Below are 25,091 nucleotides of genomic sequence, written 5' to 3' on the forward strand. Positions count from 1 at the left end.
ACCTGCTGCTCCTTGTTAACGGCGGCCGCCCCCTGGCCGGATGTGCCTTGTGCTGGCATCCTTGGTTAAAAGCAGCGCTACTGGCCAGCCCGCGACCGGTCAACAAAGCGATAGATGGCAATCGAATGGCCGCGCCCGCGCTGGCGCTTTTGCAACGGCAGGCTGGCGCAGGGCACGGCTCAGAGGAAGTAGAAGGTGATGTCCCTCACATCCTCCATGTCGAGCCCCACAAGCAGGATCTTGTTGCCCAGCCCCAGCTCGAACTGAACGCCATCAGGCACGTCCCGCGCCAAATCTCGTATCTCACTCGCAGTCCGGTCGCCGCCGCCCCAGGCAGAGCGGAAGATCACGAGCATGTCCTCGCTGGTGTCGAAATCCTCGATCTGGTCGACGCCGATCACGAAGGCGAAGAAGTCGCCATCGGCGCCGCCGGTCATCGTGTCGTTGCCGGCATCGCCAAGCAAAATGTCCCTGCCCGCCCCGCCGTAGAACGTGTCCTGCGATGCGCCGCCCTCGATGTAGTCGTTGCCGGCATCGCCATAGAGCTCGTCACGCTCATCGCCGCCATAGAGTTCGTCGATCCCGGCGCCGCCGTACATCGTGTCGTCGTCGTTGCCGCCATACATCGTGTCGAGCCCATCGCCGCCGAAGGCAAAGTCGCGGCCGTTATCGGCGCTGATGTCGTCGTCGCCATCGCCGCCCGCGATCTGGTCGGTGCCGTCGCCGCCGCTGAAGGTATCGTTCCCCGCGCCGCCGTAGAGCTCGTCGTCGCCCGAATGGCCGAGCACCTCGTCGTCACCGTCGCCGCCATAGGCCTCATCGTCACCGCCGAGGCTTGAGAGCCTGTCATTGCCGGTGCCGCCGTAAAGAAAGTCGCCACCGCGATCGCCGATGAGCGTGTCGCGATCGGCGCCGCCGATCAGCGTGTCAGTGCCATCGCCGCCGCTGAGGATATCGGTGCCGTCGCCGCCGTCGAGGTAGTCGAAGCCGTCGCCGCCGAGCAGGTAATCCAGCGCCTCGCCGCCATAGAGCGTGTCGTCGCCATCTTCCCCCACCAGCATGTCCATCGCACCGTCGCCCGACAGATAATCCCCGTCGGCGCCGCCATAGAGGATATCGATATCGTGGCCGCCGTAGAGAGTGTCAGAGCCCAGGCCGCCGTAGAGCATGTCGAAACCGGCAAGCCCGTAGATCAGGTCGTTGCCGGCGAGGCCTGTATAGATGTCATTTTCCGCCGTACCGTCGAAGGTGTCATCACCCTCGCTGCCCGTCTCTTCGATGGACAGGGCGCGCGCGACCACGCGGTGCGGGCGCAATCCGTAAATCGCCATGCGTCTCGTTCCTCAAGACCATCCGACCCACGCGCCCCGCGGCCAGACTAGCCTTGCGCCTCCCCCTTCGGCACCCGCCGAAAATGGGGAGGCTCAGAGATCTGCCGGGTCTTTCGGCGGGTCGTGATAGATCGCCCAGCCGTATTTGGTGCCCGTCGGCGGCAGATCGCTCTCTTCGACGCGGTGCACGAGATAGGCCTTGGCGATGAAATTCGCTGTCAGCGGCGCGGTGAGGAACAGGAAGATGGTGATCAAGAGCTCGTGGAACGACACCTGATCGTCGGAGAAGCCGAAGTAGATCATCGAGGCAATCAGCACCCCGCCGATGCCCAGGGTGGTGGCCTTGGTCGGCGCGTGCAGGCGCTGCATGCATTCACGCAGCCGCACCAGCCCGAAGCTGCCGACCAGCGCGAAGAGCCCGCCGACGACGAGGAAGAACGAGACGAGGATTTCGACGATCAGGTCCAGGTCCATCAGAGCCTCACTCGATGATGTCGCCGCGCAGCAGGAAGCGGCAATAGGCGACGGTGGAGACGAAGCCGACCATGGCGATCAGCATGGCAGCCTCGAAATAGACCTGCTGGCCGATGAAGATGCCGTAGATCACCAGAAGGCCGATGGAATTGATGACCATCGTGTCGAGCGCGAGGATTCGGTCGGCCGAATGCGGGCCCCGGATGACGCGCCAGAGTGTGAAGAGCAGGCCCACGCCGAAGCAGGCGAAAGCGAACCAGAGGGCGTAGTCGATCATGCGAACAGCTCCTTCAACCGGCGCTCGTAGCGGTGTTTGATGGCGTCGCGCACGCCATCGGGGTCATCCGTGTGCAGGCAATGCACCAACAGACAGCTCGCATCGGCCGAAAGCATGGCCGTCACGGTGCCGGGCGTCAGCGTGATGGTGCCGGCGAGCACGGTGATCGCCTCGGGCGAAGTCAGCTCCAGCGGCACCGTCACCCATTGCGAGTGGATCTTGTCGCGAGGCTTGAACAGCACGATCAGCGCCACCTCGACATTGGCGATGACGATATCCCACAGCACGATGAGCACATAGGTGACGCCCAGCATGGGGCGGCTCAGCCGGGCACGGTTGGGCCAGTAGGGCTCCGTCACCGCTGGCACGATGAACGACAGAAGCACGCCGAGCACGAAGTTGCCGGGCGTGATCTTGTTGACCAGCAGGAACCAGATCACCACCAGCATCAGGCTCAGCAGCGGGTGGGGGAAGAGGCGCTTCATCATTCCTGCGCCTCCTCGATGGTGCCGAGCGCCGGCTCATCGCCCAGCTCCAGTGTTACATCTTCATGCGCCGCTTCCTCTGCCTCGCCGGCGGTGGCCGGGTCGACAGAGCGATCACCGTCTTCAGGCGGGGCGAGCACAGCGGCGATGTAGCCTTCGCGGTCGTAAAGCTGGGCGACGGCCACGCCAAGGTAGCGCGTCACCGGCCCGGCAAGGGCCGCGAGCAGCGCCATCATCAAAATGCAGATCGCCGCGGGCGTCAGCGCAAGAGCGGTGGCGGGGCGCGTCGTCTCATCCTCTTCGGGCAGCTCGTCCTCGCGGTCTTCGGCCTCTTCCACCGGCAACTCGGTCGACTTCCAGAACAGCACCGAGCCTGCGCGCGCGAAGCCGACGATGGTGAAGAGCGAGCCGAGCAGGATGAAGACCCAGGCGATCTCCATATGCTCCCATGGCATCAGCGCCTTGAGGATCACCAGCTTGCCAAGGAAGCCCGACAGCGGCGGCAGCGCCGCCATGCCGATGGCGGCGGCGAAGAACATCGCGGCGAAGAGGCCGTTCTGCACGGTCGGCGGTGCCGCCTTCAGCAGATCGCCCGAGGGCCGTCGCGAAAGGATGTGACAGGCCAGCAGGAACAGCGCCGCCGCCGCGAAGGTGGAATGCAGCAGGTAATAGAGCGCCGCCAGCGTCGCTTCCGGCGTGAAGGCGCTGACGGCCATCATCAGCGTGCCCATCGAACCGACGACGGAGAAGGCGATGGTCGACATCAGCCTTCGAGAGCCAATCACCCCGACCGCGCCAACGGCGATGGTCACCACCGAGCTGGCGAAGAGCCATTTCTCCGGCAAGGTGCCGGTGGCGGCGACATCGGGGCCGAAGACGATGATGAAGACCCGCAGGATCGCATAGGCCCCCACCTTGGTCATTACCGCGAAGAGCGCGGCGACGGGCGCGGGCGCGTTGGAATAGGTGCCGGGCAGCCAGAACTGCACGGGGAATAGCGACGCCTTGATGGCGAAGACGATGAGCAGCAGCATCGCCGCCACGCGCACGAGTGCTGCATCCTCCGGCGGGATCTCCCGCACCTTCACCGCGAGGTCGGCAAAGTTGAGCGTGCCGACCGAGGCATAGAGCGTGCCGAGCGCGAAGAGGAACAGCGCCGAGCCGGCGAGGTTCATCACCACGTATTGCAGGCCCGCCTGCATCCGCACGCGGCCGCCGCCATGGATCATCAGCCCGTAGCTGGCGATCAGTAGGATCTCGAAGAAAACGAAGAGGTTGAAAGCGTCGCCCGTCAGGAACGCGCCGCAGATGCCCATGAGCTGGAACTGGAAGAGCGCGTGGAAATGCCGCCCCCGCTTGTCCCAGCCCGTCGCCACCGCATGGATCAGCACGATCAGCCCCAGCACCGTGGTGAGCAGCACCATGGCGGCGGAGAGGTGATCGAGCACCAGCGTGATGCCGAAGGGCGCCGGCCAGTCGCCGAGGCGATACACCTGCTCGCCCGAGCCGGCAGCGAGGTTGAGCAGGCCTATGGCGATGGCCACCAGCGCCCCTGCCCCAGCCAGCGAGGCCGAGCGGGCGAGCACGATGTCATGCCGCATCACCCAAGCCAGCAGCGGCGCCAGCATGGCCGGCAGCACGACGGGCGCGATGATCCAGTGCGTCGCGGCGATCATGGCTCGAACCTCACGGGTTCATTCTCATCGAAATCGTCATCCGGTTGCGGCGTTTGCGTGTCGCGGCCCTCGACCCCCTCCATCTCGCCCTCGGGCAAGGCGTTGCGCATGTCGATGTGATCGTCGCCGATGTCGAGATAGGCGCCGAGCGCGATCATCACGAGCACGGCCGTCATCCCGAAGGAGATGACGATGGCCGTCAGCACCAGCGCCTGCGGCAGGGGATCGGTGTAGTGGCCGATGCCGTGATCTTCGAGGATCGGCGCGGCGTTGATCGAAAGACCGCCTGTCGAGAACAGGAAGACATTCACCGCGTAAGAGAGCAGCGCCAGACCCAGGATCACCGGGAAGACGCGCAGGCGCAGCATCAGATAAACGCCCGCCGCCGTCAGCATGCCCACCGAGCTGGCCACAACGATTTCCATCTCAGCTCTCCTCTTTCGCGGGCCGGCTGCTGCCGGTGGCCGGTTGCGGAGGCTTCTGCGACGGGTCGTAATCCATCGGCTCTAGGTTCACCGTCTCGCCGGCATAGCGGGCCATGCGGCTGAGCGAGTAAAGCATCAGCATCACCGCGCCGAGCACGGCGAGGAAGACGCCGATGTCGAAAGCCATGGCAGTGGCCCATTCGAACTCTTCGATCCACGGCCAGTCGATATAGCCATAGGCCGAGGTCAGGAACGGGCGCCCGGCGATCCAGCTTCCCATGCCGGTGAGGCCGGCGATGATGACGCCCCAGCCGATCAGGGAGTGATATTCCCAGCGCTGGCGATCCATCGTCCACGAGAAGCCCGAGGCCATGTACTGCATGAGCAGCGCGATGGAGAAGACGAGCCCCGCGACGAAGCCGCCGCCCGGATTGTTGTGGCCGCGCAGCAGAATGTAGATGCCGACGAGCAGCGCGATGGGCAGCATCACGCGGGTGCCGACCACCATCATCAGCGGGTGGCGGTCATGGCTGCGGTCATCGGAGAAGGCCCAGTTGCGCAGGCGCCGCCCGGCCCGGCCGCGCAGAAGCTGCTCCATCAGCGCGAAGATGATCACGCCTGCAATGCCAAGCACGATGATCTCGCCGTAGGTGTCATAACCCCGGAAGTCGACGAGGATGACGTTGACGACGTTGTGCCCGCCGCCGCCCTTATAGGCATTGGCGAGGAAGTAATCCGAGATCGAGCTCACGTCGCGCCGCATGAAGGTATAGGCCAGCGCCCCTACCCCCGCGCCCGCGGCGATGCCGATGATGCCGTCGCGAACGCGCAGGCCGACACTGCTGTCGGCGGGCGTCGTCTTCGGCAGATAATGCAGCGCGAGCAGCAGCAGCAGGATCGTCACCGTCTCGACCGTGATCTGCGTCAGCGCGAGGTCGGGGGCAGAGAGATAGACGAAGCCGATGGAGACCATGAGCCCGCAGATCGAAATGACGATCAGCGCCAGGAAGCGCCGGCGGTGCAGCAGCACCACACCCAGCGTCGCCGCCAGCATAAGCACCCAGCCCACGCCCGCCAGCAGCGGGATCGGCAGCATCGGCCGGCTGACAGGCGCCAGCCCCCTCCCGAAGAAGGCGATGAGCGCCGAGCCCAAAGTCGCCACCACGAAGACGGCGAGATAGCGCGAGATCGAGCCGTTATGCGTGCCCTCGGCGATGGCGCGTGAGCCGCGCACGGTGGCCGACATCAGCCGGTCGAAGATCGCCTTGGCCTCGGGCCGGCGCATGGCGAGCCAGACTCGGTCGAGCGGGGCAAAGAGCGCCAGCAGGATCAGGCCGCCCACGATGGCGATGATCGACATGATCAGCGCAGGCGTGACGCCGTGCCAGATGGCCAGATGCGTATGCACTTCGGTCTGCGTGACGGCGGACGAGGCCATATCCACCAGCGGGCCCGCCACGAAGGCCGGGAACAGGCCGGAGGCGACGACCAGCGCCGTCAGAATAGCCGGCGGCAGCCACATGCCGAAGGGCGGGTCATGCGGATGGTCGATGGTGGTGTCGCGCTGCTTGCCGAAGAAAGTTTGCACGATGAAGCGGAAGGAATAGGCCACCGAGAGCAGCGCCCCCAGCGTCGCCAGCACCGGAACGATCCAGGTGTTGTCCCACCAGACGGTGTGCGACGCCTCTTCCAGCATCAGCTCTTTCGACAGGAAGCCGTTGAAGAGCGGAATGCCCGCCATAGACAGGCCCGCCAGCAGCCCGATCACCCCGGTGATCGGCATCAGCATCATCAGCCCGCCGAGCCGCTTGATGTCGCGCGTATGGGTGGCGTGATCAACGATGCCGGCCACCATGAAGAGCGAGGCCTTGAACGTCAGGTGGTTGAAAATGTGAAAGACCGCCGCAATCGCCGCTGCCTTGGTGCCGAAGCCCAGAAGCAGCGTGAGCAGGCCGAGATGGCTGACGGTCGAGAAAGCCAGCAGCGCTTTCAGGTCGTCTTTGAACAAGGCGATGAGCGCGCCCAGCACCATCGTCACCATGCCGACGCTGGCCACGATGTAAAACCACGTCTCGGTCCCCGCCAGCACCGGCCAGAGCCGCGCCATCAGGAAGATGCCGGCCTTCACCATGGTGGCCGAGTGCAGATAGGCGGAAACGGGCGTTGGCGCCGCCATCGCGTGCGGCAGCCAGAAGTGGAAGGGGAACTGGGCGCTCTTGGTAAACGCGCCGCCGAGGATGAGCAGCAGCGCCGGCAGGTAGAGGGGGCTGGCCTTGATGGCATCGCCGGCCTTCAGAATGTCGGTCAGCTCGTAGCTGCCTGCGATATCGCCGAGGATCAGCATCCCCCCGATCATCGCCAGCCCGCCCGCGCCTGTGACAGTCAGCGCCATGCGCGCGCCCTGCCGACCCTCGGGCAGATGCGTCCAATAGCCGATCAGCAGGAAGGAGGTGAGCGAGGTCAGCTCCCAGAAGATCAGCAACATCAGGATGTTGTCGGACAGAACGATGCCCAGCATCGCGCCCTGGAAGAGCAGCAGGTAGGTGAAGAACTGACCCGCCGGGTCCTCGTTCGACAGGTAAAAGCGGGCGTAGAGCGTAATCAGCAGCCCGACGCCGAGGATCATCATGGCGAACATCAGGCCGAGCCCGTCGAGCATGAAACTCGCGCGCAGGCCGAGCGCCGGGAACCAGGCGAAGCTCTTCTGGATCACCACGCCGTCGAACACCTGCGGCGCCAGCGTCAGCAGCATCAGCAGGGCCAGAGCCGTGGGAATTGCCGTAAAGGTGGCCGCGGCATTGCGCCCGGCACGCACCATCACCCCCGGGACAAGTGCCCCGAGGAACGGAAGGATCGCTATGATCGGAAGGAGGCCCGCGCCGCCCATGCCTACCTCTCGGTCGAATCGTTCCGATCTGTTCTAACGGCTGGAACGAGGGGTGAAAATGACAACCGGTGCTCAGCAGTGCGACCAATCCGCCGCACCGCTGTGCGACGGGTAGCAGGCCACTCACAGATCGCCGGTCAGCCGGCCAATTTCGTGACAATTGCGCCAGCCGGGCGCAAAGCGACTATAAGGCAACAGCACCAGCCGACCGGAGAACTCCCCGATGCCGAAATCGCTGATCATGGGCTTCGCCACCAATCAGGAGCCGGCGGCGCTTGAGGTGTTTCTAAAATCTGCACGCCGCGTCTATGCACCCGATGAGTGCGACATCGCCCTGATCACCAATTCTGTCAGCGGGATAGAGGGCATTCTTGCCGAAACCGGGGCAAAGGCGATCAATACGCCCAGCGTTTATTCCAACCGGCAGAGCCGCCTAGCCAAGGTCTACAACCGGCTGTTCCTGCAAAGCCTTCGCGCGCTCTCCCGCGCTGGTCTGCTGGCGGGGGCACCCGAGATCACCGCCGGCTACCACCAGTTGCTGGAGACCTGGCACCACCCTCATTTCGCCCGTTGGTTCGCCTACAAGCGCGTGATGCAGACATTTCCCGCCTACGACCGCATCCTGCTGGCCGACACGAAGGACGTCCTGTTCCAGGCCCCGGTCTTCGGCGAGGTCGGCCCCGGCCGGGTGACGCTTTTCGAGGATGGCGAGAGCTTCGCCCCCGAGGGCTGGAACGCCCGCTGGGTGATCGACGCCTACGGCCAAAAGACCTTTGAGACGATGGCGAACCGCCAGCCCATCTGCATCGGCGTTCTGGCCGGCGAGACGGCGGCGCTGCGCGGGTTTCTCGATGAGCTCTGCGCGGCCATCGCCCGCCACCCCTTCGGCCGCATCGAGCAGGCAATCTTCAACAAGATGTACTTCGGCGGCGAGTTCCAGACCGAGTTCACCGTCGTGCGAAACGCCGAGGGCGCTGTTCTCACCATGGCAGGCGAGGGGCTGGACGGGCTGATGGAAGAGCGGGAAGGCGAAATCCGCGACAAGCGAAGCGGCGCCCTCTACCCCGTCGTGCATATGTACGACCGGCAAGAACCGATCCGCGCGGCCGCGCGGGCCCGATACGCAGGCGGTCTGCAGTAAGGGGAAGGAGGCCCGCCCCGCTCGGGGGGCGCCGGGCCTTACCTGCCAGATGGTGCGGTCGAGAAGACTCGAACTTCCACGGGAGTTACCCCACAGCGACCTCAACGCTGCGCGTCTACCAATTCCGCCACGACCGCACTGTCTTGGCTGGTGCGCGGCTCTCTAGCCAAGCTGCGGAGCGATGTGAAGAGGGAAAGCACCGGCTTGCGAGATTTCCTTCGCCGCCCCCTCCCGGGACGCCGCCGGCCAGCCTCATCTTAACGTGAAATCGCGTTGGGGGATTGCGAACCCTGCCCCGGGGTTTCTAGGTTCAACAGCCTAGAGAGCTGCAATGAGGCGCCGGTGACGATCAGCACCATGCAATTCGCGCATCGTGAGAGGGTTGGCTCCCTCATCACGCCGCGCCGCATCGCGATTGTCCTTGGGCTGACGACCGTGCTGGCGATTGTGGGGCCTTACGAGACTCACGAGCTGCTAACGCCGCTGCAGCGCTTCGTCTTCTGGCTGCTCGTCATCTGCCTGTCGTGGCTGGTGGGGCGGGCCACGCCCCTTCTCATCCGCCGGATGCTCCCCGACCTTTCGCTGCCCTTTCATGTCACGCTCGTGGCGCTCGGCACCGCCACCGCGATGCTGCTCCTCGTTTTGATCATCAACGCCATCTGTTTCGGCGTCAGGCCGGGCGAGCCGGGCTACATGCGGATGATGATGTTCACCGTCTTCGGGGTGACATTCATCCTCAGCTTCCTGCTCTACTGGCATGAACAGACACATCTTCCCGCCGCCACGGCCGATTCAGCGCCACCCGTCGACACCGTGCCCGCCGAGCCGCCGCGCTTGCTGGAGCGGCTCGACGAAGCGCTGCGCGGCGAGCTCATTTCCATCTCGGTTGCCGATCACTATGTGAACGTCACCACAACGAAGGGGACGGGGGCGATCCTGATGCGGCTGAGCGATGCTATGCTGGAAACCGGCGATGTGTGCGGGCTGCAGATTCACCGCTCGCATTGGGTGGCGCTCGGCCATGTCACCAAGGTGCAGCGCGAGCGCGCCCGGGCCGTTCTGACAGTGAGCGACGGGCGCGAGCTGCCCGCCAGCCGCACCTATCTGCCCGCGCTTCGTGAAGCGGGCCTGCTGCCGGCGCATCATGGTTGAATGGCGCACATCGACCGGCCTTGTTGCCTATGACGAGGCTCTCGCATTCATGGAAGCGCGGGTGGATGCCATTGCAGCCGGCGAGGCCGACGAGCTGATCTGGCTGCTCGAACACCCGCCGCTCTACACCGCCGGCACCTCGGCCCGCGACGAAGACCTGCTCGACGCCCGATTCCCGGTGCATCAGGCCCGGCGCGGCGGCCAGTACACCTATCACGGGCCGGGGCAGCGGGTGATCTACGTGATGCTCGATGTGGGCAAGCGCGGGCATGACGTGCGCCGCTTCGTGCAGGAGCTTGAGGCCTGGGTGATCGCGGCCCTCGCCGAGTTCAACGTCACCGGCGCGGTGCGCGAGGGGCGCGTCGGTGTATGGGTCGAGCGGCCCGAGAAGCCCCCCCTGCCCGACGGCGCCCCGCGAGAGGACAAGATCGCCGCCATCGGCATCCGCCTGCGCAAGTGGATCTCGTTCCACGGCATTTCGATCAACGTCGAGCCGGATTTGTCGCATTTCTCGGGCATCGTGCCCTGCGGAATCAGCGGCCATGGCGTGACCTCGCTCGTCGACCTCGGCCTGCCGGTCACGATGGACGATCTCGACCTCGCCCTGCGCCGCAGCTTCGCCGAGGTCTTCGAGGCCGGGCTGCCCGCCTGACCGCGGCGATTCGAGCCCGCCGACCCTCTAAGCCTCCTGCCGCGACGACTGGCCGCGCCCGATACACCGCGTAACCCCTTGTTCACCCGGACAGGGCAGGGTCACGATCAAAGTCGCAATATTGCCCTTCGGTCGCCATCCCCTTAGAAGGCGACCAAGAGACCGGCGCATCAACCGCGCCCGCCCCATGTTTTGCAGGAGACCCTCATGGCAGACGCGGCCATCCACGGTTCGGAGCACCACGACGAACGCGGGTTCTTCACCCGTTGGTTCATGTCCACCAACCACAAGGACATCGGCATTCTTTATCTGCTGGTGTCTGGCGCGGCGGGCTTCATCGCCGTGCTCTTCACCGTGTACATGCGCCTCGAGCTCATGAACCCCGGCGTGCAGTACATGTGCATGGAAGGGGCGCGCCTCTTCTCTGCCGCTGATCCGGGCGAATGCACCCCGAACGGCCACCTGTGGAACGTGCTGATCACCTACCACGGCGTGCTGATGATGTTCTTCGTCGTCATCCCCGCGCTCTTCGGCGGCTTTGGCAACTACCTGATGCCGCTGCAGATCGGCGCGCCCGACATGGCATTCCCGCGGATGAACAACCTCTCGTTCTGGATGTACGTGGCCGGCCTGTCGCTGGGTGTCGCCTCGCTCTTCGCCCCCGGTGGCGACGGTCAGCTCGGCTCGGGCGTGGGCTGGGTGCTCTACCCGCCGCTGTCGACCTCCGAACCTGGCATGTCGATGGATCTCGCGATCTTCGCGGTGCACCTGTCGGGCGCCTCGTCGATCCTCGGTGCGATCAACATGATCACCACCTTCCTCAACATGCGCGCTCCGGGCATGACGCTGCACAAGGTGCCGCTCTTCGCCTGGTCCATCTTCGTCACCGCATGGCTGATCCTTCTGGCCCTGCCCGTACTGGCCGGCGCCATCACCATGCTGCTGACCGACCGGAACTTCGGCACCACCTTCTTCCAGCCCGATGGCGGCGGTGACCCGATCCTCTACCAGCACATCCTGTGGTTCTTCGGCCACCCGGAAGTCTACATCATCATCGTGCCGGGCTTCGGCATCATCTCCCACGTCATCGCGACCTTCTCGAAGAAGCCGATCTTCGGCTACCTGCCGATGGTCTACGCCATGGTCGCCATCGGCGTGCTGGGCTTCGTCGTCTGGGCGCACCACATGTACACGGTGGGCATGAGCCTGTCGCAGCAGAGCTACTTCATGCTGGCGACGATGGTCATCGCCGTGCCGACGGGGGTGAAGGTCTTCAGCTGGATCGCCACGATGTGGGGCGGCTCGGTTGAGTTCAAATCGCCGATGCTCTGGGCCTTCGGCTTCCTCTTCCTCTTCACCGTGGGCGGCGTTACCGGCGTCGTGCTTTCCCAGGCCGCCGTCGACCGCGCCTATCACGACACCTACTACGTCGTGGCGCACTTCCACTACGTGATGAGCCTCGGCGCCGTCTTCGCGATCTTCGCGGGCATCTACTTCTACTTCCCCAAGTTCACCGGCAAGATGCTGCCTGAGTGGGCCGGCAAGCTGCACTTCTGGGCCATGTTCATCGGTGCGAACCTGACCTTCTTCCCGCAGCACTTCCTCGGCCGTCAGGGCATGCCGCGCCGCTACATCGACTACCCCGAAGCCTTCGCGCTCTGGAACAAGGTCTCGTCGATCGGCGCCTTCATCGCCTTCGCCTCGTTCGTGTTCTTCATCATCGTGGTGTTCTACACCCTGTTCGCCGGTCGCCGGATCACCGTGAACAACCCGTGGAACGAGTATGCGGACACGCTGGAGTGGACGCTGCCCTGCCCGCCCCCCGAGCACACGTTCGAGATCCTTCCCGAGCAGAAGGACTGGGACAAGAGCCACGCTCACTGAGGACCTTATGCCCTACAGTTGGGTCAAGGATTTCGACACGGCCCCGGAGAGTGACTCCGGGGCCGTTTCGCATCGCAGCGCAGCCGCCGGCGATGAGCCATGGTGCGAGCTGCGCATCTGGGCGAACAACTCGCTGGCGCCCTCGGGCTTTGTCACCTTCGTCGCCGCCACCGCCGTGCTGATGGCGCTGCCGCTGCTGGCCCTGCTCGGCAAGCCGGTGCTCTGGGTGGTGCTGCTGTTCCTGGCGCTCGCCCTCGCGGCCACGTGGTGGGCGATCCGCTACAACCAGTCGAGCCGCGAGCGCACGGTCGAGCGGCTGTGGCTGTGGGAAGACAAACTCCGCCTCAACCGGCAAAACCCGACGGGCGACGACCGTCTCTTCGAGGCGAACCCCTACTGGCTGCGCGTGACGATCCACAAAGAGGACGGGCCGGTCGAGGACTACCTGACACTGCAGGGCGGCCCCCGCGTCGTCGAGCTGGGCGCGTTTCTGGTGCCGGAAGAGCGCCGAAGGCTCGCGGGCGACCTCGAGCTGCGCCTCGCCCGGCTCCGCCACGTCACGGGCGATTACGGCAAGCTGCCGCCCGAAAGCTGATCGCCGCTGCGGGGGTGCCCCGCCCGACAAGGCCAGCCCCGGCGCACGGGTTGGGTGGGCGGGAGCGGGCCGGGGCTGGCCGGCCCGGGGAGGCTAGCCCAGGCGGGCTTTCACCTTGGATCCGGCCTTGCCGAAATCCATGCGGCCGGCGAAGCGGCTCTTCAGCTCGGCCATCACCTTGCCCATGTCTCGGATGTTGTCGGCGCCCACTTCGGCAATGGCGTCGTCGACGGCCTTGTCGGCCTCGGCATCCGAAAGCGGCTTGGGCAGGAATTCCTCGATCACCTTGATCTCGGCCTCTTCCTTGGCGGCCAGCTCGACGCGGCCGGCCTCGGCATAGGCGCGGGTGCTTTCCTGCCGCTGCTTGACCATCTTGCTGAGGATGGCCGTGATCTCGCTGTCGGGCACACCGCCATCGTCGCCTTCGCCGCGTGCGGCGATGTCGCGATCCTTGATGGCGGCGTTGATCAGGCGCAGGGTCGACAGGCGGTCCGCCTCTCTGGCCCGCATGGCATCCTTGAGCGCCCCATTGATGCGGCTGCGCAAATCCATTGGTTCGATCCCCTGATGCTGTTGGGCCGCCCGAGCTTGGCGCGGGCAATACGACAAGACGCCGGTTTAACGATTTACGCGCCCGCCCACAACCGTGCAGCGGCGCGGCCCGGCCGCCCGTGCCGCACCGTCCTGCCGCTGCTTGACGCCCCCCCGGCCCCTCCTTAGATGTCCGCCCCAAGCCCACATCACCGCACCAGGAGCCGCCCGATGACTCACGCCGCCCCGGCCCGCCCGACCGCCTGCCTGGCCCTCGCCGATGGCACGATCTTCTATGGCAAGGGCTTCGGCGCCACGGGCAAAGCGGTGGCGGAGCTCTGCTTCAACACCGCGATGACCGGCTACCAGGAGATCATGACCGATCCGTCCTACGCCGGGCAGATCGTCACCTTCACCTTCCCCCATATCGGCAACACCGGCACCAACCCCGACGATGACGAGACGGGTGAGCCCGTCGCCGCCGGCCTGGTGGTGAAGTGGGACCCGACGGAGCCCTCGAACTGGCGCGCCGTCCAGCCGCTCGGCGACTGGCTCGCCAGCCGCGGCCGGGTGGGCATCGGTGGCATCGATACGCGGCGGCTGACCCGCGCGATCCGCCAGCAGGGCTCGCCCCATGCAGCGCTGGCGCATAATCCTTCCGGCGAGTTCGACATTGCCGAGCTGGTGGCCGAGGCGCGCCGCTTCCCCGGCCTCGTCGGGCTCGATCTGGCGCGCGACGTCACCACCCGGCAGCTCTACCGCTGGGACGAGATGCGCTGGGCCTGGCCGCAGGGCTACGAGCGGCAGGAGAACCCCAAGCACCGCGTCGTGGCCATCGACTACGGCGCCAAGCGCAACATCCTGCGCAGCCTCGCCTCCGCCGGCTGCGATGTCACAGTACTGCCCGCAACAGCGACGGCGGCGGATGTGCTGGCGCATGAGCCGGATGGCGTATTCCTGACCAACGGCCCGGGCGATCCGGCGGCGACCGGCGAATATGCCGTGCCGGCGATCCGCGAGCTGGTTGAGAAGACCGATCTGCCGATGTTCGGCATCTGCCTCGGCCACCAGATGCTCGCCCTCGCCCTCGGCGCCCGCACCGTGAAGATGAACCACGGCCACCACGGCGCCAACCATCCGGTGAAGGATATCGAGACCGGCAAGGTCGAGATCACCTCGATGAACCATGGCTTCACAGTGGACAGCCAGACCCTGCCCGCCGGCGTGAAGGAGACCCATGTCTCCCTCTTCGACGGCAGCAACTGCGGTATCCGCGTCGAAGGCGGCCGCCCGATCTATTCGGTGCAATATCACCCCGAGGCGAGCCCCGGCCCGCAGGACAGCTACTACCTGTTCGAGCGCTTCGCCGACGCCATGGCCGCGAAGGCCGGCGAGACCGCCCCCGCGGTGTAAGGACTCACCGCGCCCATTCACCACCTGTTAACCACGCGCACCTAGCCTCCCCCGCAAGGGAGGGTGCGTGTGGCTGAACCTCTGTTGATCGAGATCAGGGCGCCGGCGCCGCCTCGCCAGCCATCCCGCAGACGAGCGCGCCCCCGCGCCGACCCGCGTGGCCGGCTCCGTGTCGATCCCGTATCCGATCCTGCCGATCCCCGCCTCATCGCCCGTCTCGGGGCAGAGACCTGCCTGACCGATCAGGTGCTCCCCTGGCGGCGCCGGGGCGGCGCGACCATCCTGCTCGCCGCCGACATCCCCGCCATCCGCCACCGCCTGAAAGCCTATGAGCTGGTGCTGGGCCCCGTGCGCCTGGCCAGCGCGCACCCCGCCCGCCTGGCCGAAGCGCTGACCCGCGACGCCGGCCCGGCCCTTGCGGCGCAGGCAGAACATCAGGTGCCTGCCTCCATGTCGTGCCGCAGCCTGGCCGGGCGCGCCGCGAAAGGCCCCCGCCGGCTCGCCCTTGTCCTGCTGGCGCCGCTGGCAGCCCTGCTCGCCGCACCCGGCCCCGTCTTCCTTTGCCTCTGCTTCTTCACGGCGGCCCTCGGCGCGGCCTTCACCCTCCTGCGCCTCGCCGCACTCTTCGCCACGCGCCGCCGGATCGCTCTCCCGACCCCGCCGACGCAGGAGACGGAGCTTCTCCCCCGCATGACCCTGCTCGTGCCGCTTTACCGCGAGCGCGAGATCGCGGGCGCTCTGCTACAGCGCCTGGGCCAGCTCGACTACCCGCATGACCGGCTCGACCTCTGCCTGATCCTCGAGGCCGACGATCCGCAAACAGAGGCCGCCCTCGCGGCGGCCGCCCTGCCGCCCCATGCCCGCGTCATCCGCGTGCCGCCCGGCGGCCTGCGCACCAAGCCCCGCGCGCTCAACTACGCGCTTGGCATGGCGCGCGGCCGCATCATCGGCATCTACGACGCCGAAGACGCGCCAGCGCCCGACCAGCTCCGCCGCGTCGCCGCCCGCTTTGCCACCGCGCCGCCAGAGGTCGCCTGCCTGCAGGGCGCGCTCGATTTCTACAATGCGGGCGCCAATTGGGTCTCGCGGTGCTTCGCGCTGGAGTATGCCGAGTGGTTCCGCGTCATCCTGCCCGGCCTCGCCGCGATGGGCCTGCCCGTGCCTCTCGGCGGCACGACGCTGTTCATCCGCCGCGACGTGCTGATCTCCCTCGGCGGGTGGGATGCGCATAACGTCACCGAGGATGCCGATCTCGGCCTGCGCCTGCACCGCGCTGGCTGGCGCACCGAGCTGATCGAGACGGTCACCCGCGAAGAGGCCGGCACGCGGCCCCTGCCGTGGATTCGCCAGCGCTCCCGGTGGCTGAAGGGCTACGCGATGACCTGGGCCAGCCACATGCGCGACCCGGGAGCCCTGCAGCGCGACCTCGGCTGGCGCGGCTTCTGCGCGGTGCAACTGCTCTTTCTCGGCACGCTGCTGCAATTCCTGCTCGCCCCGCTGGCGTGGAGCTTTTGGGCCCTGGCGCTGGGCTTCCCCCATGCGCTGCAGGCGCTGCCGGGCTGGGGCGTGCTGGCGCTGATGGGCGTGCAGCTCACGGGCCTGGCCGTCAGCGCCGCCACCTTCGCCGTCGCCGCCTTTCGTGCCGGCCGGCCCCGGCTGGTGATGAGCTATCCCATGACCTGGCTCTATTTTCCGATGGCCACGGTCGCCCTCGCCAAGGCGCTGAGCGAGCTCGCCCTGTCTCCTTACTACTGGGACAAAACGGCGCACGGCCAGTCGCTGCCCGAGCCGCACCCGGCTACGGGCGCGCCGCCTCGACCTTCTGCGCGTCCAGCTTCAGCCGGGTGATGAAGGCGCGGCTGATATGCTCGCGCACCGCCTCGCAGGCCGCCTCGCCATCGCTCGCCTCGATGGCCGCCACGATGGTTTCGTGCTCGTCGAGCGTGCGTGCTCCCCGCCCCTCGGCGGCAATCGAGGTGCTGGCCAGCAACGCCATCGAGCGATGAACAAGATCGAGCTGGCGCACAAGGAAACGGTTGTGTGAGGCCAGATGGATCTGCTTGTGAAAGCGCCGGTTGGCCCGCGCCATCGCCGCCGGGTCTCCCACCAGCGCCCGGTCGGCCTCGAGCATGTCGCGCAGCACGCGGATCTCTTCCGGCGTGGCATTGCGGGCCGCCAGCCGCGCCGCCAGCCCCTCCAGCTCGCCCCGCACGACGTAGAGCTCCGCCAGCTGGTTGTGATCGAGGCTCGCCACGATCATCGAGCGGCCGTCGCGGGTGAGGATGGCCTGCGTCTCCAGCCGCTGCAGCGCCTCGCGGATCGGGGTGCGCGACACACCGAAGCGCTCGGCCAGCTCGCTCTCGACCAGCCGGTCGCCGGGCCGGTAGCTGCCGGCGTCGATCGCATCGAGGATGAGGCGATAGGCGTCCTTCTGCGGGGTCTTGTGGCTACTCATGGGCGTCTCCGAAGGGCCGGTCGAGCCTAGGCCTGCCGGTGGGGCCATTCAAGTGGCTTGCACCCCGCCAGCGGGCGCGGCAACAGAAGGCCCATGGTCGCCGCGTCATTCTCTCACGTCAAAGTCTGGGTCTTCGACCTCGACAACACGCTCTATCCGCCCGAGGCGCAGCTGTTCGCCCTGATGGAGCCGCGCATCAACGCCTACATCATGCGCGAGCTCGGCGCCGACCCCATCGAGGCCGAGCGCCTGCGTACGGCCTATTGGCGCGACCACGGCACCACGCTGGCGGGGCTCGTTGCCATGCACGGCATCGACCCGCAGCCGTTTCTCGATGAAGTGCACGACATCGAGTTCTCCTCCCTCGTGCCCGACCCGGCCCTTGCCGATGCCATCGGCGCCCTGCCCGGCCGGCGGATCGTCTATACCAACGGCGCGCGCCCCTATGCCGAGAAGGTGCTCTCTGCCCGCGGCCTCGGCGGCCTGTTCGACGCGGTCTACGGCATCGAGCACGCCGGTTTCCGCCCCAAGCCCGAGCAGGCCGCCTTCGAGGCGATCTTCGCGCTCGACGGCCTGACGCCGGCGGAGGGCGCAATGTTCGAGGACGACGCGCGCAATCTCGCCGTGCCCCATGCGATGGGTATGCGCACCGTGCATGTGGGGCCGCAGCCACTGCCGGCGCCGCATATCCACCACCATACCGATGACCTCACGGCGTTTCTCGCGGCCCTCGCCCCCGCCGCCGGAGCGGCCTAAGTAAGGGGCATGGACAGCGATATTCTCATCGCCGGCGGCGGCATTGCCGGCCTCACCGCAGCGGCCACTCTCGGCGCCGCCGGCTTTTCCGTGATTCTGGTCGATCCGGCCCCGGCGGATGCGCCGACCGACCACCGCTCCACCGCCTTCCTGCAGCCCGCCCGCGCCCTGATGGAGGAGGCAGGCATCTGGCAGCACCTGGCCCCACATGCGACGCCCCTGCGGATCATGCGCCTGGTCGATGCCGGCGGCCCGGCGCCCGAGCCGCGGGTGACCGCCGATTTCGACAGTGCCGAGTTCGGGGGGGCCAAGAGCGACCCTTTCGGCTGGAACATCCCCAACCGGCTGATCCGCAGCGCCCTGCTGGAGCGGCTGGAGGAGCTGGAGAACGTCACCCTCCGCCAGGGCACCGGTTTCGCCTCGGTCACGCCGCGCGATGCCGAGGCGCTGGTGCGGCTCACCGATGGCGCGCGCCTCTCCACCCGCCTGCTGATCGGCGCCGACGGGCGCAATTCCGCGGTGCGGCAGGCCTATGGCATCGGCACGCATGTGCTGCGCTACGGGCAGAAGGCGCTGGTCTTCACCGTCACGCATGACCAGGCGCATGACGATATCTCGACAGAGGTGCACCGCACCGGTGGCCCCTTCACCCTGGTGCCGCTGCCCGATCACGATGGCCGCCCCGCCTCTGCCGTCGTCTGGATGGACAAGGCCGACGAGGTGCTCCGCCTCGCCACGCTGGACGAAGCCGCCTTTTCCGCCGCCGCCACCGAGCGGTCGGCTGGCCTGCTCGGCCCGCTCACCCTTGTTGGCCCGCGCCAGGCCTGGCCGATCATCTCGCAGCGCGCCGAAGCGCTGGTGGAGAAGCGCATGGCCCTGATGGCAGAGGCCGCGCATGTGGTGCCGCCAATCGGCGCGCAGGGGCTGAACATGTCGCTGGCCGATCTGCGCGCCCTGCTCGATCTGGCCACCCCCGAAAGCCTCGGCACCCCTCAGATGCTCAGCGCCTATGCCCGCCGCCGCGAGCCCGACGTGCGCGCGCGCGTCCTCGGCATCGACGCCCTCAACCGCGCGGCCATCGCCGGCGCCCCGGCCCTGCGCGATCTGCGCGCCTTCGGCCTCAGCGCCCTGCACGGCACACCGCCGGTGCGCCACTCGCTCATGCGTCTGGGTCTCGGCGCCCGCTAGCCTGTCCGGACCAGACAGACCGTTCTGTCTGCCTGTCTTTGCTCTAGAAAATCCCGGGGGTCGCCATTGCTTGCGCCATTGGTTCGAGCACCAATGGCGACGGGCTGGCCCCCGGACGTATCCGCCTCGCGCCAACGCCTGCCCTCTCTCCTCCATCCTTTCGCCACCATTTTCCGTCATCCCCGCGTCAGCAGCTCAGGAGCCCTGGCCGATGAACATGGAAAACCCCGCCGTCTTCGCCCCGCCGGCGCCGCGCCAGCTGTCGCAGATGCGCCTGCCGCTCATCATGATGCGCGACATCCTTCTGAAGACGATGTTCCGCAGCAATGTCACCGAGGTGACCGAGATCGCCCGCGCCATCTGCCTGCCGCGCCCCGTCACGCAGGAGCTGGTCGATCTCGCCCGCGAGCAGTTGCTGCTGGAGGCGACAGGCGTCATGTCCGCCAGTCGTAGCAGCAGCGAGATGGGCTATCGGCTGACCGAGACCGGCAAGGCGCGCGCCATGGATGCGCTGGCGCAATCGGAATATTTCGGCGCAATGCCCGTGCCGCTGGAGCTTTACGCCGAGCAGGTGGATCGGCAATCGATCCGCAACATTCAGCTGTCGCGCGACCAGCTGACCGGCGCCATGGGCCACCTCGTCCTGCCGCCGACGCTGCTCGACCAGCTCGGCCCCGCCGTCACCTCGGGCCGCTCGATCCTGATGTACGGGCCCCCCGGCAACGGCAAGAGCTCCATCTCCAACGGCATCCGCGACGCGCTGGGCGACAAGATCTACATCCCCCGCGCCATCGAATATGCGGGCCAGGTCATCACCGTCTACGACCCCATCGTGCATTCGGCGGCGGAGGAAGACGTCGACGACCCCAATTCGCTGCGCCGCACCTCGGGCCGTTTCGACACGCGCTATGTGCGCTGCGAGCGGCCGACTGTGATCACCGGCGGCGAGCTGACGCTGCCGATGCTCGATCTGGTCTTCAACCCGGTCGCCCGCACCTATCAGGCGCCGTTGCAGCTGAAATCCACCGGCGGCATCTTCATCGTCGACGACCTCGGGCGCCAGTCCGACCCGCCGCAGAAGCTGGTGAACCGCTGGATCGTGCCGCTGGAAGAGGGGCGCGACATCCTGGCCCTGCAATCGGGCGAGAAGTTCGAGGTGCCGTTCGACACGCTGGTGATCTTCTCGACCAACTTCCACCCGGGCAAGATCTTCGACCAGGCCGCGCTGCGGCGGATCTTCTACAAGATCAAGATCGACGGGCCGAGCCGCGCCGACTTTCTGAAGATCTTCGCCATGGTCGCCCGCAAGCGGGGTATGCCGCTGAACGAAGAGGCGCTGATCCACCTGATCGAGAAAAAGTATCCGACGATCGACAACGTGTTCGCCAATTACCAGCCGATCTTCCTGATCGACCAGATCATCGCGATCTGCAAATTCGAGGGCATCCCGAACCAGATGACGCCGGAGCTCGTCGACCGCGCCTGGGCGAACCTCTTCGTCAAGGACGAGGAGATCGTCCGCTAGGCACTGCTGCCGGCGGCGCGAAGGGTGGGGAGGCCGTGGGGCCAGCCCCCCGGACCCCCCGGGATATTTGGAAGTCGAAGTTTGCAGGGGACGTGCCCCGGGTGAGACGTCGGGTGCGGGATCAGCGCAGGGGTCGGGGCGGATTGCCGCGCCCGGGCGGCGAGCCTACATCAGGCGCATGACCGCCCTGCCCGCTGCGCTCGATGCCTTCTTCACCCGCCGGGGCTGGTCGCTCCATCCCCATCAGCAGGAGATGCTGGCCCGGGCTGAAGAGCCGTCGCTGCTGCTCATCGCGCCAACTGGCGGAGGCAAGACGCTGGCGGGCTTTCTGCCGACGCTCGCCGAGCTGGCCGAGGCGCCGCGCGAGGGGCTGCACACGCTCTACATCTCGCCGCTGAAGGCGCTGGCCGCCGATATCAGGCGCAACCTCACCCGCCCGGTGGAAGAGGCCGGCCTGCCGATCCGCATCGAGGACAGGACCGGCGACACCTCCTACGCCAAGCGCCGCCGCCAGCGCGCCGACCCGCCGCAGATCCTGCTGACGACGCCGGAGAGCCTCGCGCTGCTGCTCTCCTACGAGGACGCGCCGCGCATCTTTGCCGGGCTGCAGCGGGTGGTGGTGGACGAGATCCATGCCCTCGCCGAATCCAAGCGCGGCGACCAGCTGCTGCTCTCGCTCACCCGGCTGGAGACGCTCAGCCCCGGCCTGCGCCGCGTCTTCCTCTCCGCCACCGTGGAAGACCCGCACGCGCTCGCCGCCCTCGTCAGCCAACCGCCCGCCCCCATCCTGCAGGCCGATCCGGGGCCGGCACCGGATATCGGCATGCTGGAGACGGAGGAGCGCCCGCCCTGGGCCGGCGGCGGCGGGGCCTATGCGATCCCCGCGGTGCTGGAGCAGGTGCGCAAGCACAAGACCACGCTCATCTTCCATAACACCCGCGCGCAGGCGGAAATCTTCTTTCACAACCTCTGGCTGGCAAACGAGGAGAACCTGCCGATCGGAATCCACCATGGCTCGCTCGCCCGCGCCCAGCGCGAGAGGGTCGAGGCGGCGATGGTGGCGGGTGAGCTGCGGGCCATCGTCTGCACCGGCACGCTCGATCTCGGCATCGACTGGGGGGATGTCGACCTGATCATCCAGGTGGGCGCGCCGAAGAACGTCAAGCGGCTGATCCAGCGGATCGGACGGGCCAATCACCGCTACAACGCGCCGTCGAAAGCGCGGCTCGTGCCGGCGAACCGCTTCGAGATCATCGAATGCATGGCGGCGCTGGATGCCGCGCGAGAGAACGACCTCGACGGCGATCCGCGCGGCCCCGGCCCGCGCGACGTGCTCTGCCAGCACATCCTCATCCGCGCCTGCGCCGGGCCCTTCGACGAGGCCGAACTCTACCGTGAGGTGAAGTCCTGCGGCGCCTACCAGGGCCTGACCCGCGCGCAATTCGACGAGGCGCTCGATTTCTGCGCGACCGGGGGCTACGGCCTTGGCGCCTATGACCGCTGGCAGCGGCTGATGCTGCGCGAGGGCAAATGGACGCTGCGCGACCCGCGCTCGGCGCAGCGCATCCGCATGAACATCGGCACCATTCAGGACAGCGACAAGCTGAAGGTGCGGATGAGGGGCCAGGGCACGCCGCTCGGCGAGATCGAGGAAGGCTTCGCGGCGACGCTGACAGCGGGCGATACCTTCCTCTTCGGCGGCAAGATCGTGCGCTTCGAGGGGCTGAAGGAGATGAGCGTCGAGGTGAGCCGTGAGCGTGGCCGCAAGCCGAAGATCGCCGTCTACGGGGGCACGAAGTTCGCCACCTCCACCCAGCTCTCCGAGCGCATCCTGCGCATGTTCGCCGCGCGCGATTTCGCCCGCCTGCCGGAGCACACTCGCAGCTGGCTGGCGCATCAGGAAGAGGTCTCGCGCCTGCCGGGGCCGGGCGAGCTGCTGGTAGAGAGCTTTCCGCACGAGGGCCGCCACTACGCCTGCTTCTACGGCTTCGCCGGGCGCAACGCGCAGCAGACGCTGGGGCTGCTGCTGACGCGGCGGATGGAGGATGCGCGGCTGGCGCCGCTGGGCTTCGTCTCCACCGACTACGCCACGCTGATCTGGTCGCTGGAGCCGGTGGAAGACCCGGGGCCCCTGCTCGCCGCCGCGCCGCTGCGCGAGGAATTCGAGACCTGGCTGCAGGGCAATGCCGTGATGAAGCGGACCTTCCGCTCCTCCGCCACCATCGCAGGGCTGATCGAGCGCAACCAGGCGGGCGGGCGGAAGACGGGGCGGCAGGCGACCTTCTCCTCCGACATCCTCTACGACACGCTGGTGAAATACGCGCCCGAGCACATCCTGATGGGCATCACGCGGGAGGAGGCCATGCGCGGCCTCGTCGATTTCGGCCGGATCGAAGAGATGCTCTCGCGCACGCATGGCAGCTGGGATTTCCGCCAGCTCCCGGGGCTGACGCCGCTGGCCGCGCCGCTGTTCCTGGAGCATGGCCGCGTGCCGGTTGACGGTGAGGCGGGCGAGCGGCTGATGGTCGAGGCGGCTGAGGCGCTGCTGGCGGAAACGGAGTAGCGTCACCGTCTTGCGGACCGCTCCGGCAGACGCCATAGAACACATCATGAACGCCTGCCTCATCCCCCTTGCCGGAACCGAGCTGCTCGCCCTGCCTTCCGGCGCGCTCTATCTGCCCGGTGAGGCGATGCTCGTCGTGTCCGATCTGCATCTCGGCCGGTCCGAGCGGGTGGCGCGAGAGGCCGGGCCGCTGCTGCCACCCTTCGAGGCAGAGGAGACACTGGGCCGGCTGGAAAGCGACGTGGCGGCGACGGATGCTCGCGCCATCGTCTGCCTCGGCGACAGTTTCGACGATCCTGCGGCGGCGGCCGCGCTGGGTGAGACCATAAAGGCGCGGTTGCTGACGCTGCAGGCCGGGCGGCGCTGGCTTTGGATTGAGGGCAACCACGATCCGGGGCCCATTGGCCTCGGCGGCACGCATCTGGCCGAGCTGGAGCTGGGGGCGCTGACCTTTCGGCATATCGCTGAGGCTGGCGCATTCGGCGAGATATCAGGGCATTACCACCCGAAGCTCTCGCTACCAGGTGCCGGGCGGGCGCGGCCCTGTTTTGTCTACGATGCGCGGCGGCTGATCATGCCGGCCTACGGGGCCTATACCGGCGGGCTTTCTGCCCTGTCGCCGGTGCTGACGCAGCTCTTCGAGCCGCCCGCTCATGCGGTGCTGACCGGTAAGCGCGCGCTGAAGGTGCCGCTGGCGGCCAAGCGCACGGCGCGGCGCCGCCCGCCGCTGACGGTTCGCTAGCTTCAGCGGCGCTGGCGTGTGCGGCGGGTGAGGCCGCTGTCGAGCGACATGGCGGGCTGCGGGCGGCCATCCTCGGTGGCCGGCTCTGCCGCGCCCTTGGCCCCCGCGTCGCTCGCCGGTCGCGGCTCCAGCAGGCCGAGCTCGACCAGCCCCTCACGATAGGTCCGGCTCACCGGAAGCCGCGAGCCGTTACGTAGCACCACGACATCCTTGCCGCCCTCGCGCCGCGCCTCGCGGATCGCGTCGCGCGCCACCCAATGCGAGCGGTGCACGAGCAGGCCCTCTGCCGTGTCCATCTCGGCCACGGCATCGGAGAGGCGCATGAGCAGCCGCTCCTCGACCCGGCCGTCGATCAGGACGGAAACGTAGTGATCGTCGGCCGACAGGCGCCAGATGCGCGCCCCCTCATGGCCCGAGAGGCGCGCCAACAGGCGCGGCGGCGGCGCTTTGATCCAGGGCTGCGCACTGCGAAACAGCATCTGCGCGCCGAAGATCGCCAGCCCGATGAAGAAGGTCTTGAGCGTGATGGTCAGCAGGCCCGGCGCCGGGCCGAGCATCCATGGCTCGAACATCGCAAAGAGGCCGATCGTGAGTGGCACGACCAGGACCGAGAAGAGCAGCGTGCGCAGGCCCCAGATCACGGACCAATGCAGCCGAGCCGCCAGGCTGCTCGTGGCCCAGGTGAGGCCCCAGGCCACCGGGGCAACAGCGATGATGGAGAGCTTGTAGAACAGCAGGCGCGGCACCAGCGGCAGCAGGCTGTAGGTGCCGAACGGGCCTGACACGCCGAGGATCGCTGAAAGCAGCAACAGCAGCGGCAGCCAGATGCCCCACGCGAACGTCCTGAGGCGGCCGTCCCAGTAGAGAGAGCGAAGGAAATTTTCGACAATTGGCGTCATTTCGACGCCTCTTTTGGCGGCGGCAGACCATAGCGTCAAT

General features: G+C 67.3%; 22 protein-coding genes and 1 tRNA gene. 12 read left to right on the forward strand and 11 right to left on the reverse strand.

From position 1 onward, the window contains the following. Positions 1-179 precede the first annotated feature (179 nt). From ACXN5S_RS14050 to ACXN5S_RS14080, 7 genes are all read right to left on the reverse strand, one after another. Positions 180-1,331 (reverse strand): calcium-binding protein, encoded by a 1,152-nt coding sequence (locus tag ACXN5S_RS14050; protein ID WP_458606082.1) that lies wholly within the window; start codon positions 1,329-1,331, stop codon positions 180-182. Between the two features lie 93 nt (positions 1,332-1,424). Further along, complete coding sequence (locus ACXN5S_RS14055) at positions 1,425-1,805, reverse strand: Na+/H+ antiporter subunit G (RefSeq protein WP_458606083.1); 381 nt, start codon at positions 1,803-1,805, stop codon at positions 1,425-1,427. Positions 1,806-1,812: 7 nt separating this feature from the next. Next, positions 1,813-2,082 (reverse strand): K+/H+ antiporter subunit F, encoded by a 270-nt coding sequence (locus ACXN5S_RS14060; protein WP_458606084.1) that lies wholly within the window; start codon positions 2,080-2,082, stop codon positions 1,813-1,815. Beyond that, on the reverse strand, positions 2,079-2,570 hold the full coding sequence (locus ACXN5S_RS14065) for a Na+/H+ antiporter subunit E (protein ID WP_458606085.1): 492 nt from the start codon (positions 2,568-2,570) through the stop codon (positions 2,079-2,081). Before ACXN5S_RS14065 ends, ACXN5S_RS14060 begins: the two co-directional genes overlap by 4 nt. Next, complete coding sequence (locus tag ACXN5S_RS14070; RefSeq protein ID WP_458606086.1) at positions 2,567-4,243, reverse strand: monovalent cation/H+ antiporter subunit D; 1,677 nt, start codon at positions 4,241-4,243, stop codon at positions 2,567-2,569. Before ACXN5S_RS14070 ends, ACXN5S_RS14065 begins: the two co-directional genes overlap by 4 nt. Beyond that, complete coding sequence (locus ACXN5S_RS14075) at positions 4,240-4,668, reverse strand: Na+/H+ antiporter subunit C (RefSeq protein ID WP_458606087.1); 429 nt, start codon at positions 4,666-4,668, stop codon at positions 4,240-4,242. The genes ACXN5S_RS14070 and ACXN5S_RS14075 overlap by 4 nt, the downstream gene beginning before the upstream one ends. A 1-nt stretch (position 4,669) precedes the next feature. Beyond that, positions 4,670-7,555, reverse strand: coding sequence for a monovalent cation/H+ antiporter subunit A (locus tag ACXN5S_RS14080; RefSeq protein ID WP_458606088.1), 2,886 nt, complete (start codon positions 7,553-7,555; stop codon positions 4,670-4,672). A gap of 223 nt (positions 7,556-7,778) precedes the next feature. On the opposite strand from ACXN5S_RS14080, the gene ACXN5S_RS14085 reads away from it, so the two are divergent. Further along, positions 7,779-8,696, forward strand: coding sequence for a hypothetical protein (locus tag ACXN5S_RS14085; RefSeq protein ID WP_458606089.1), 918 nt, complete (start codon positions 7,779-7,781; stop codon positions 8,694-8,696). Positions 8,697-8,746: 50 nt separating this feature from the next. Here the strand turns inward: ACXN5S_RS14085 and ACXN5S_RS14090 are convergent. Then, positions 8,747-8,833: transfer RNA gene (locus ACXN5S_RS14090), tRNA-Leu, on the reverse strand. Positions 8,834-9,038: 205 nt separating this feature from the next. Between ACXN5S_RS14090 and ACXN5S_RS14095 the strand changes: the two genes are divergently transcribed. From ACXN5S_RS14095 to ACXN5S_RS14110, 4 genes are all read left to right on the forward strand, one after another. After that, a complete protein-coding gene (locus ACXN5S_RS14095) occupies positions 9,039-9,848 on the forward strand; it encodes a LytTR family DNA-binding domain-containing protein (RefSeq protein WP_458606090.1) in 810 nt (269 codons plus the stop codon). Continuing rightward, positions 9,841-10,500 carry a lipoyl(octanoyl) transferase LipB gene (gene lipB / locus ACXN5S_RS14100; RefSeq protein WP_458606091.1) on the forward strand — a complete coding sequence of 220 codons (660 nt, stop codon included), beginning with the start codon at positions 9,841-9,843 and terminating at the stop codon, positions 10,498-10,500. The genes ACXN5S_RS14095 and lipB overlap by 8 nt, the downstream gene beginning before the upstream one ends. Before the next feature lie 207 nt (positions 10,501-10,707). Beyond that, the gene (ctaD, locus tag ACXN5S_RS14105) at positions 10,708-12,384 is read left to right on the forward strand and encodes a cytochrome c oxidase subunit I (protein WP_458606092.1); all 1,677 of its coding nucleotides are present in this window, start codon (positions 10,708-10,710) and stop codon (positions 12,382-12,384) included. Positions 12,385-12,391: 7 nt separating this feature from the next. Then, positions 12,392-12,979: a DUF2244 domain-containing protein gene (locus tag ACXN5S_RS14110; RefSeq protein ID WP_458606093.1), complete on the forward strand. Its 588-nt coding sequence runs from the start codon at positions 12,392-12,394 to the stop codon at positions 12,977-12,979. Positions 12,980-13,072: 93 nt separating this feature from the next. On the opposite strand, the gene ACXN5S_RS14115 is transcribed toward ACXN5S_RS14110, so the two are convergent. Continuing rightward, positions 13,073-13,531: a GatB/YqeY domain-containing protein gene (locus tag ACXN5S_RS14115; protein WP_458606094.1), complete on the reverse strand. Its 459-nt coding sequence runs from the start codon at positions 13,529-13,531 to the stop codon at positions 13,073-13,075. Between the two features lie 210 nt (positions 13,532-13,741). Here ACXN5S_RS14115 and carA point away from each other — a divergent pair, with 210 nt between their 5' ends. Both carA and ACXN5S_RS14125 read left to right on the forward strand, forming a co-directional pair. Continuing rightward, the gene (carA, locus tag ACXN5S_RS14120) at positions 13,742-14,923 is read left to right on the forward strand and encodes a glutamine-hydrolyzing carbamoyl-phosphate synthase small subunit (RefSeq protein WP_458606095.1); all 1,182 of its coding nucleotides are present in this window, start codon (positions 13,742-13,744) and stop codon (positions 14,921-14,923) included. 69 nt (positions 14,924-14,992) lie between these two features. Further along, positions 14,993-16,771: a glycosyltransferase family 2 protein gene (locus ACXN5S_RS14125; protein WP_458606096.1), complete on the forward strand. Its 1,779-nt coding sequence runs from the start codon at positions 14,993-14,995 to the stop codon at positions 16,769-16,771. On the opposite strand, the gene ACXN5S_RS14130 is transcribed toward ACXN5S_RS14125, so the two are convergent. Further along, positions 16,722-17,378, reverse strand: a complete 657-nt coding sequence (locus ACXN5S_RS14130; protein ID WP_458606097.1) for a GntR family transcriptional regulator — start codon at positions 17,376-17,378, stop codon at positions 16,722-16,724. The genes ACXN5S_RS14125 and ACXN5S_RS14130 overlap by 50 nt on opposite strands. A 93-nt stretch (positions 17,379-17,471) precedes the next feature. On the opposite strand from ACXN5S_RS14130, the gene ACXN5S_RS14135 reads away from it, so the two are divergent. The 5 genes from ACXN5S_RS14135 (at position 17,472) to pdeM (ending at position 24,152) form a co-directional block, all read left to right on the forward strand. Continuing rightward, positions 17,472-18,134, forward strand: coding sequence for a pyrimidine 5'-nucleotidase (locus tag ACXN5S_RS14135; protein WP_458606098.1), 663 nt, complete (start codon positions 17,472-17,474; stop codon positions 18,132-18,134). Positions 18,135-18,143: 9 nt separating this feature from the next. Next, positions 18,144-19,322: an FAD-dependent oxidoreductase gene (locus tag ACXN5S_RS14140; protein WP_458606099.1), complete on the forward strand. Its 1,179-nt coding sequence runs from the start codon at positions 18,144-18,146 to the stop codon at positions 19,320-19,322. 211 nt (positions 19,323-19,533) lie between these two features. Then, entirely contained in the window at positions 19,534-20,847 is a 1,314-nt protein-coding gene (locus tag ACXN5S_RS14145; protein ID WP_458606100.1) for an ATPase, read from the forward strand. 178 nt (positions 20,848-21,025) lie between these two features. Continuing rightward, a complete protein-coding gene (locus ACXN5S_RS14150) occupies positions 21,026-23,410 on the forward strand; it encodes a ligase-associated DNA damage response DEXH box helicase (RefSeq protein ID WP_458606101.1) in 2,385 nt (794 codons plus the stop codon). Positions 23,411-23,456: 46 nt separating this feature from the next. Further along, entirely contained in the window at positions 23,457-24,152 is a 696-nt protein-coding gene (gene pdeM / locus ACXN5S_RS14155; RefSeq protein WP_458606102.1) for a ligase-associated DNA damage response endonuclease PdeM, read from the forward strand. Positions 24,153-24,154: 2 nt separating this feature from the next. Here the strand turns inward: pdeM and ACXN5S_RS14160 are convergent, their stop codons facing one another. Next, positions 24,155-25,051, reverse strand: a complete 897-nt coding sequence (locus ACXN5S_RS14160; RefSeq protein WP_458606103.1) for a LytTR family DNA-binding domain-containing protein — start codon at positions 25,049-25,051, stop codon at positions 24,155-24,157. Positions 25,052-25,091 lie beyond the last annotated feature (40 nt).

It is taken from the genome of Pseudoroseicyclus sp. H15 (genome assembly GCF_054353345.1).

Excerpts from the sequence above, each read along its gene's own strand:
- ACXN5S_RS14140 (WP_458606099.1), top strand. The coding sequence starts at position 18,144 with ATGGACAGCGATATTCTCATCGCCGGCGGCGGCATTGCCGGCCTCACC.
- ACXN5S_RS14110 (WP_458606093.1), top strand. The coding sequence starts at position 12,392 with ATGCCCTACAGTTGGGTCAAGGATTTCGACACGGCCCCGGAGAGTGAC.
- ACXN5S_RS14085 (WP_458606089.1), top strand. The coding sequence starts at position 7,779 with ATGCCGAAATCGCTGATCATGGGCTTCGCCACCAATCAGGAGCCGGCG.
- ctaD (WP_458606092.1), top strand. The coding sequence starts at position 10,708 with ATGGCAGACGCGGCCATCCACGGTTCGGAGCACCACGACGAACGCGGG.
- ACXN5S_RS14050 (WP_458606082.1), bottom strand. The coding sequence starts at position 1,331 with ATGGCGATTTACGGATTGCGCCCGCACCGCGTGGTCGCGCGCGCCCTG.
- ACXN5S_RS14065 (WP_458606085.1), bottom strand. The coding sequence starts at position 2,570 with ATGATGAAGCGCCTCTTCCCCCACCCGCTGCTGAGCCTGATGCTGGTG.
- ACXN5S_RS14160 (WP_458606103.1), bottom strand. The coding sequence starts at position 25,051 with ATGACGCCAATTGTCGAAAATTTCCTTCGCTCTCTCTACTGGGACGGC.
- ACXN5S_RS14115 (WP_458606094.1), bottom strand. The coding sequence starts at position 13,531 with ATGGATTTGCGCAGCCGCATCAATGGGGCGCTCAAGGATGCCATGCGG.
- ACXN5S_RS14080 (WP_458606088.1), bottom strand. The coding sequence starts at position 7,555 with ATGGGCGGCGCGGGCCTCCTTCCGATCATAGCGATCCTTCCGTTCCTC.
- ACXN5S_RS14075 (WP_458606087.1), bottom strand. The coding sequence starts at position 4,668 with ATGGAAATCGTTGTGGCCAGCTCGGTGGGCATGCTGACGGCGGCGGGC.
- ACXN5S_RS14130 (WP_458606097.1), bottom strand. The coding sequence starts at position 17,378 with ATGAGTAGCCACAAGACCCCGCAGAAGGACGCCTATCGCCTCATCCTC.
- ACXN5S_RS14150 (WP_458606101.1), top strand. The coding sequence starts at position 21,026 with ATGACCGCCCTGCCCGCTGCGCTCGATGCCTTCTTCACCCGCCGGGGC.
- ACXN5S_RS14060 (WP_458606084.1), bottom strand. The coding sequence starts at position 2,082 with ATGATCGACTACGCCCTCTGGTTCGCTTTCGCCTGCTTCGGCGTGGGC.
- ACXN5S_RS14070 (WP_458606086.1), bottom strand. The coding sequence starts at position 4,243 with ATGATCGCCGCGACGCACTGGATCATCGCGCCCGTCGTGCTGCCGGCC.
- lipB (WP_458606091.1), top strand. The coding sequence starts at position 9,841 with ATGGTTGAATGGCGCACATCGACCGGCCTTGTTGCCTATGACGAGGCT.
- ACXN5S_RS14135 (WP_458606098.1), top strand. The coding sequence starts at position 17,472 with ATGGTCGCCGCGTCATTCTCTCACGTCAAAGTCTGGGTCTTCGACCTC.
- ACXN5S_RS14145 (WP_458606100.1), top strand. The coding sequence starts at position 19,534 with ATGAACATGGAAAACCCCGCCGTCTTCGCCCCGCCGGCGCCGCGCCAG.
- pdeM (WP_458606102.1), top strand. The coding sequence starts at position 23,457 with ATGAACGCCTGCCTCATCCCCCTTGCCGGAACCGAGCTGCTCGCCCTG.
- ACXN5S_RS14055 (WP_458606083.1), bottom strand. The coding sequence starts at position 1,805 with ATGGACCTGGACCTGATCGTCGAAATCCTCGTCTCGTTCTTCCTCGTC.
- carA (WP_458606095.1), top strand. The coding sequence starts at position 13,742 with ATGACTCACGCCGCCCCGGCCCGCCCGACCGCCTGCCTGGCCCTCGCC.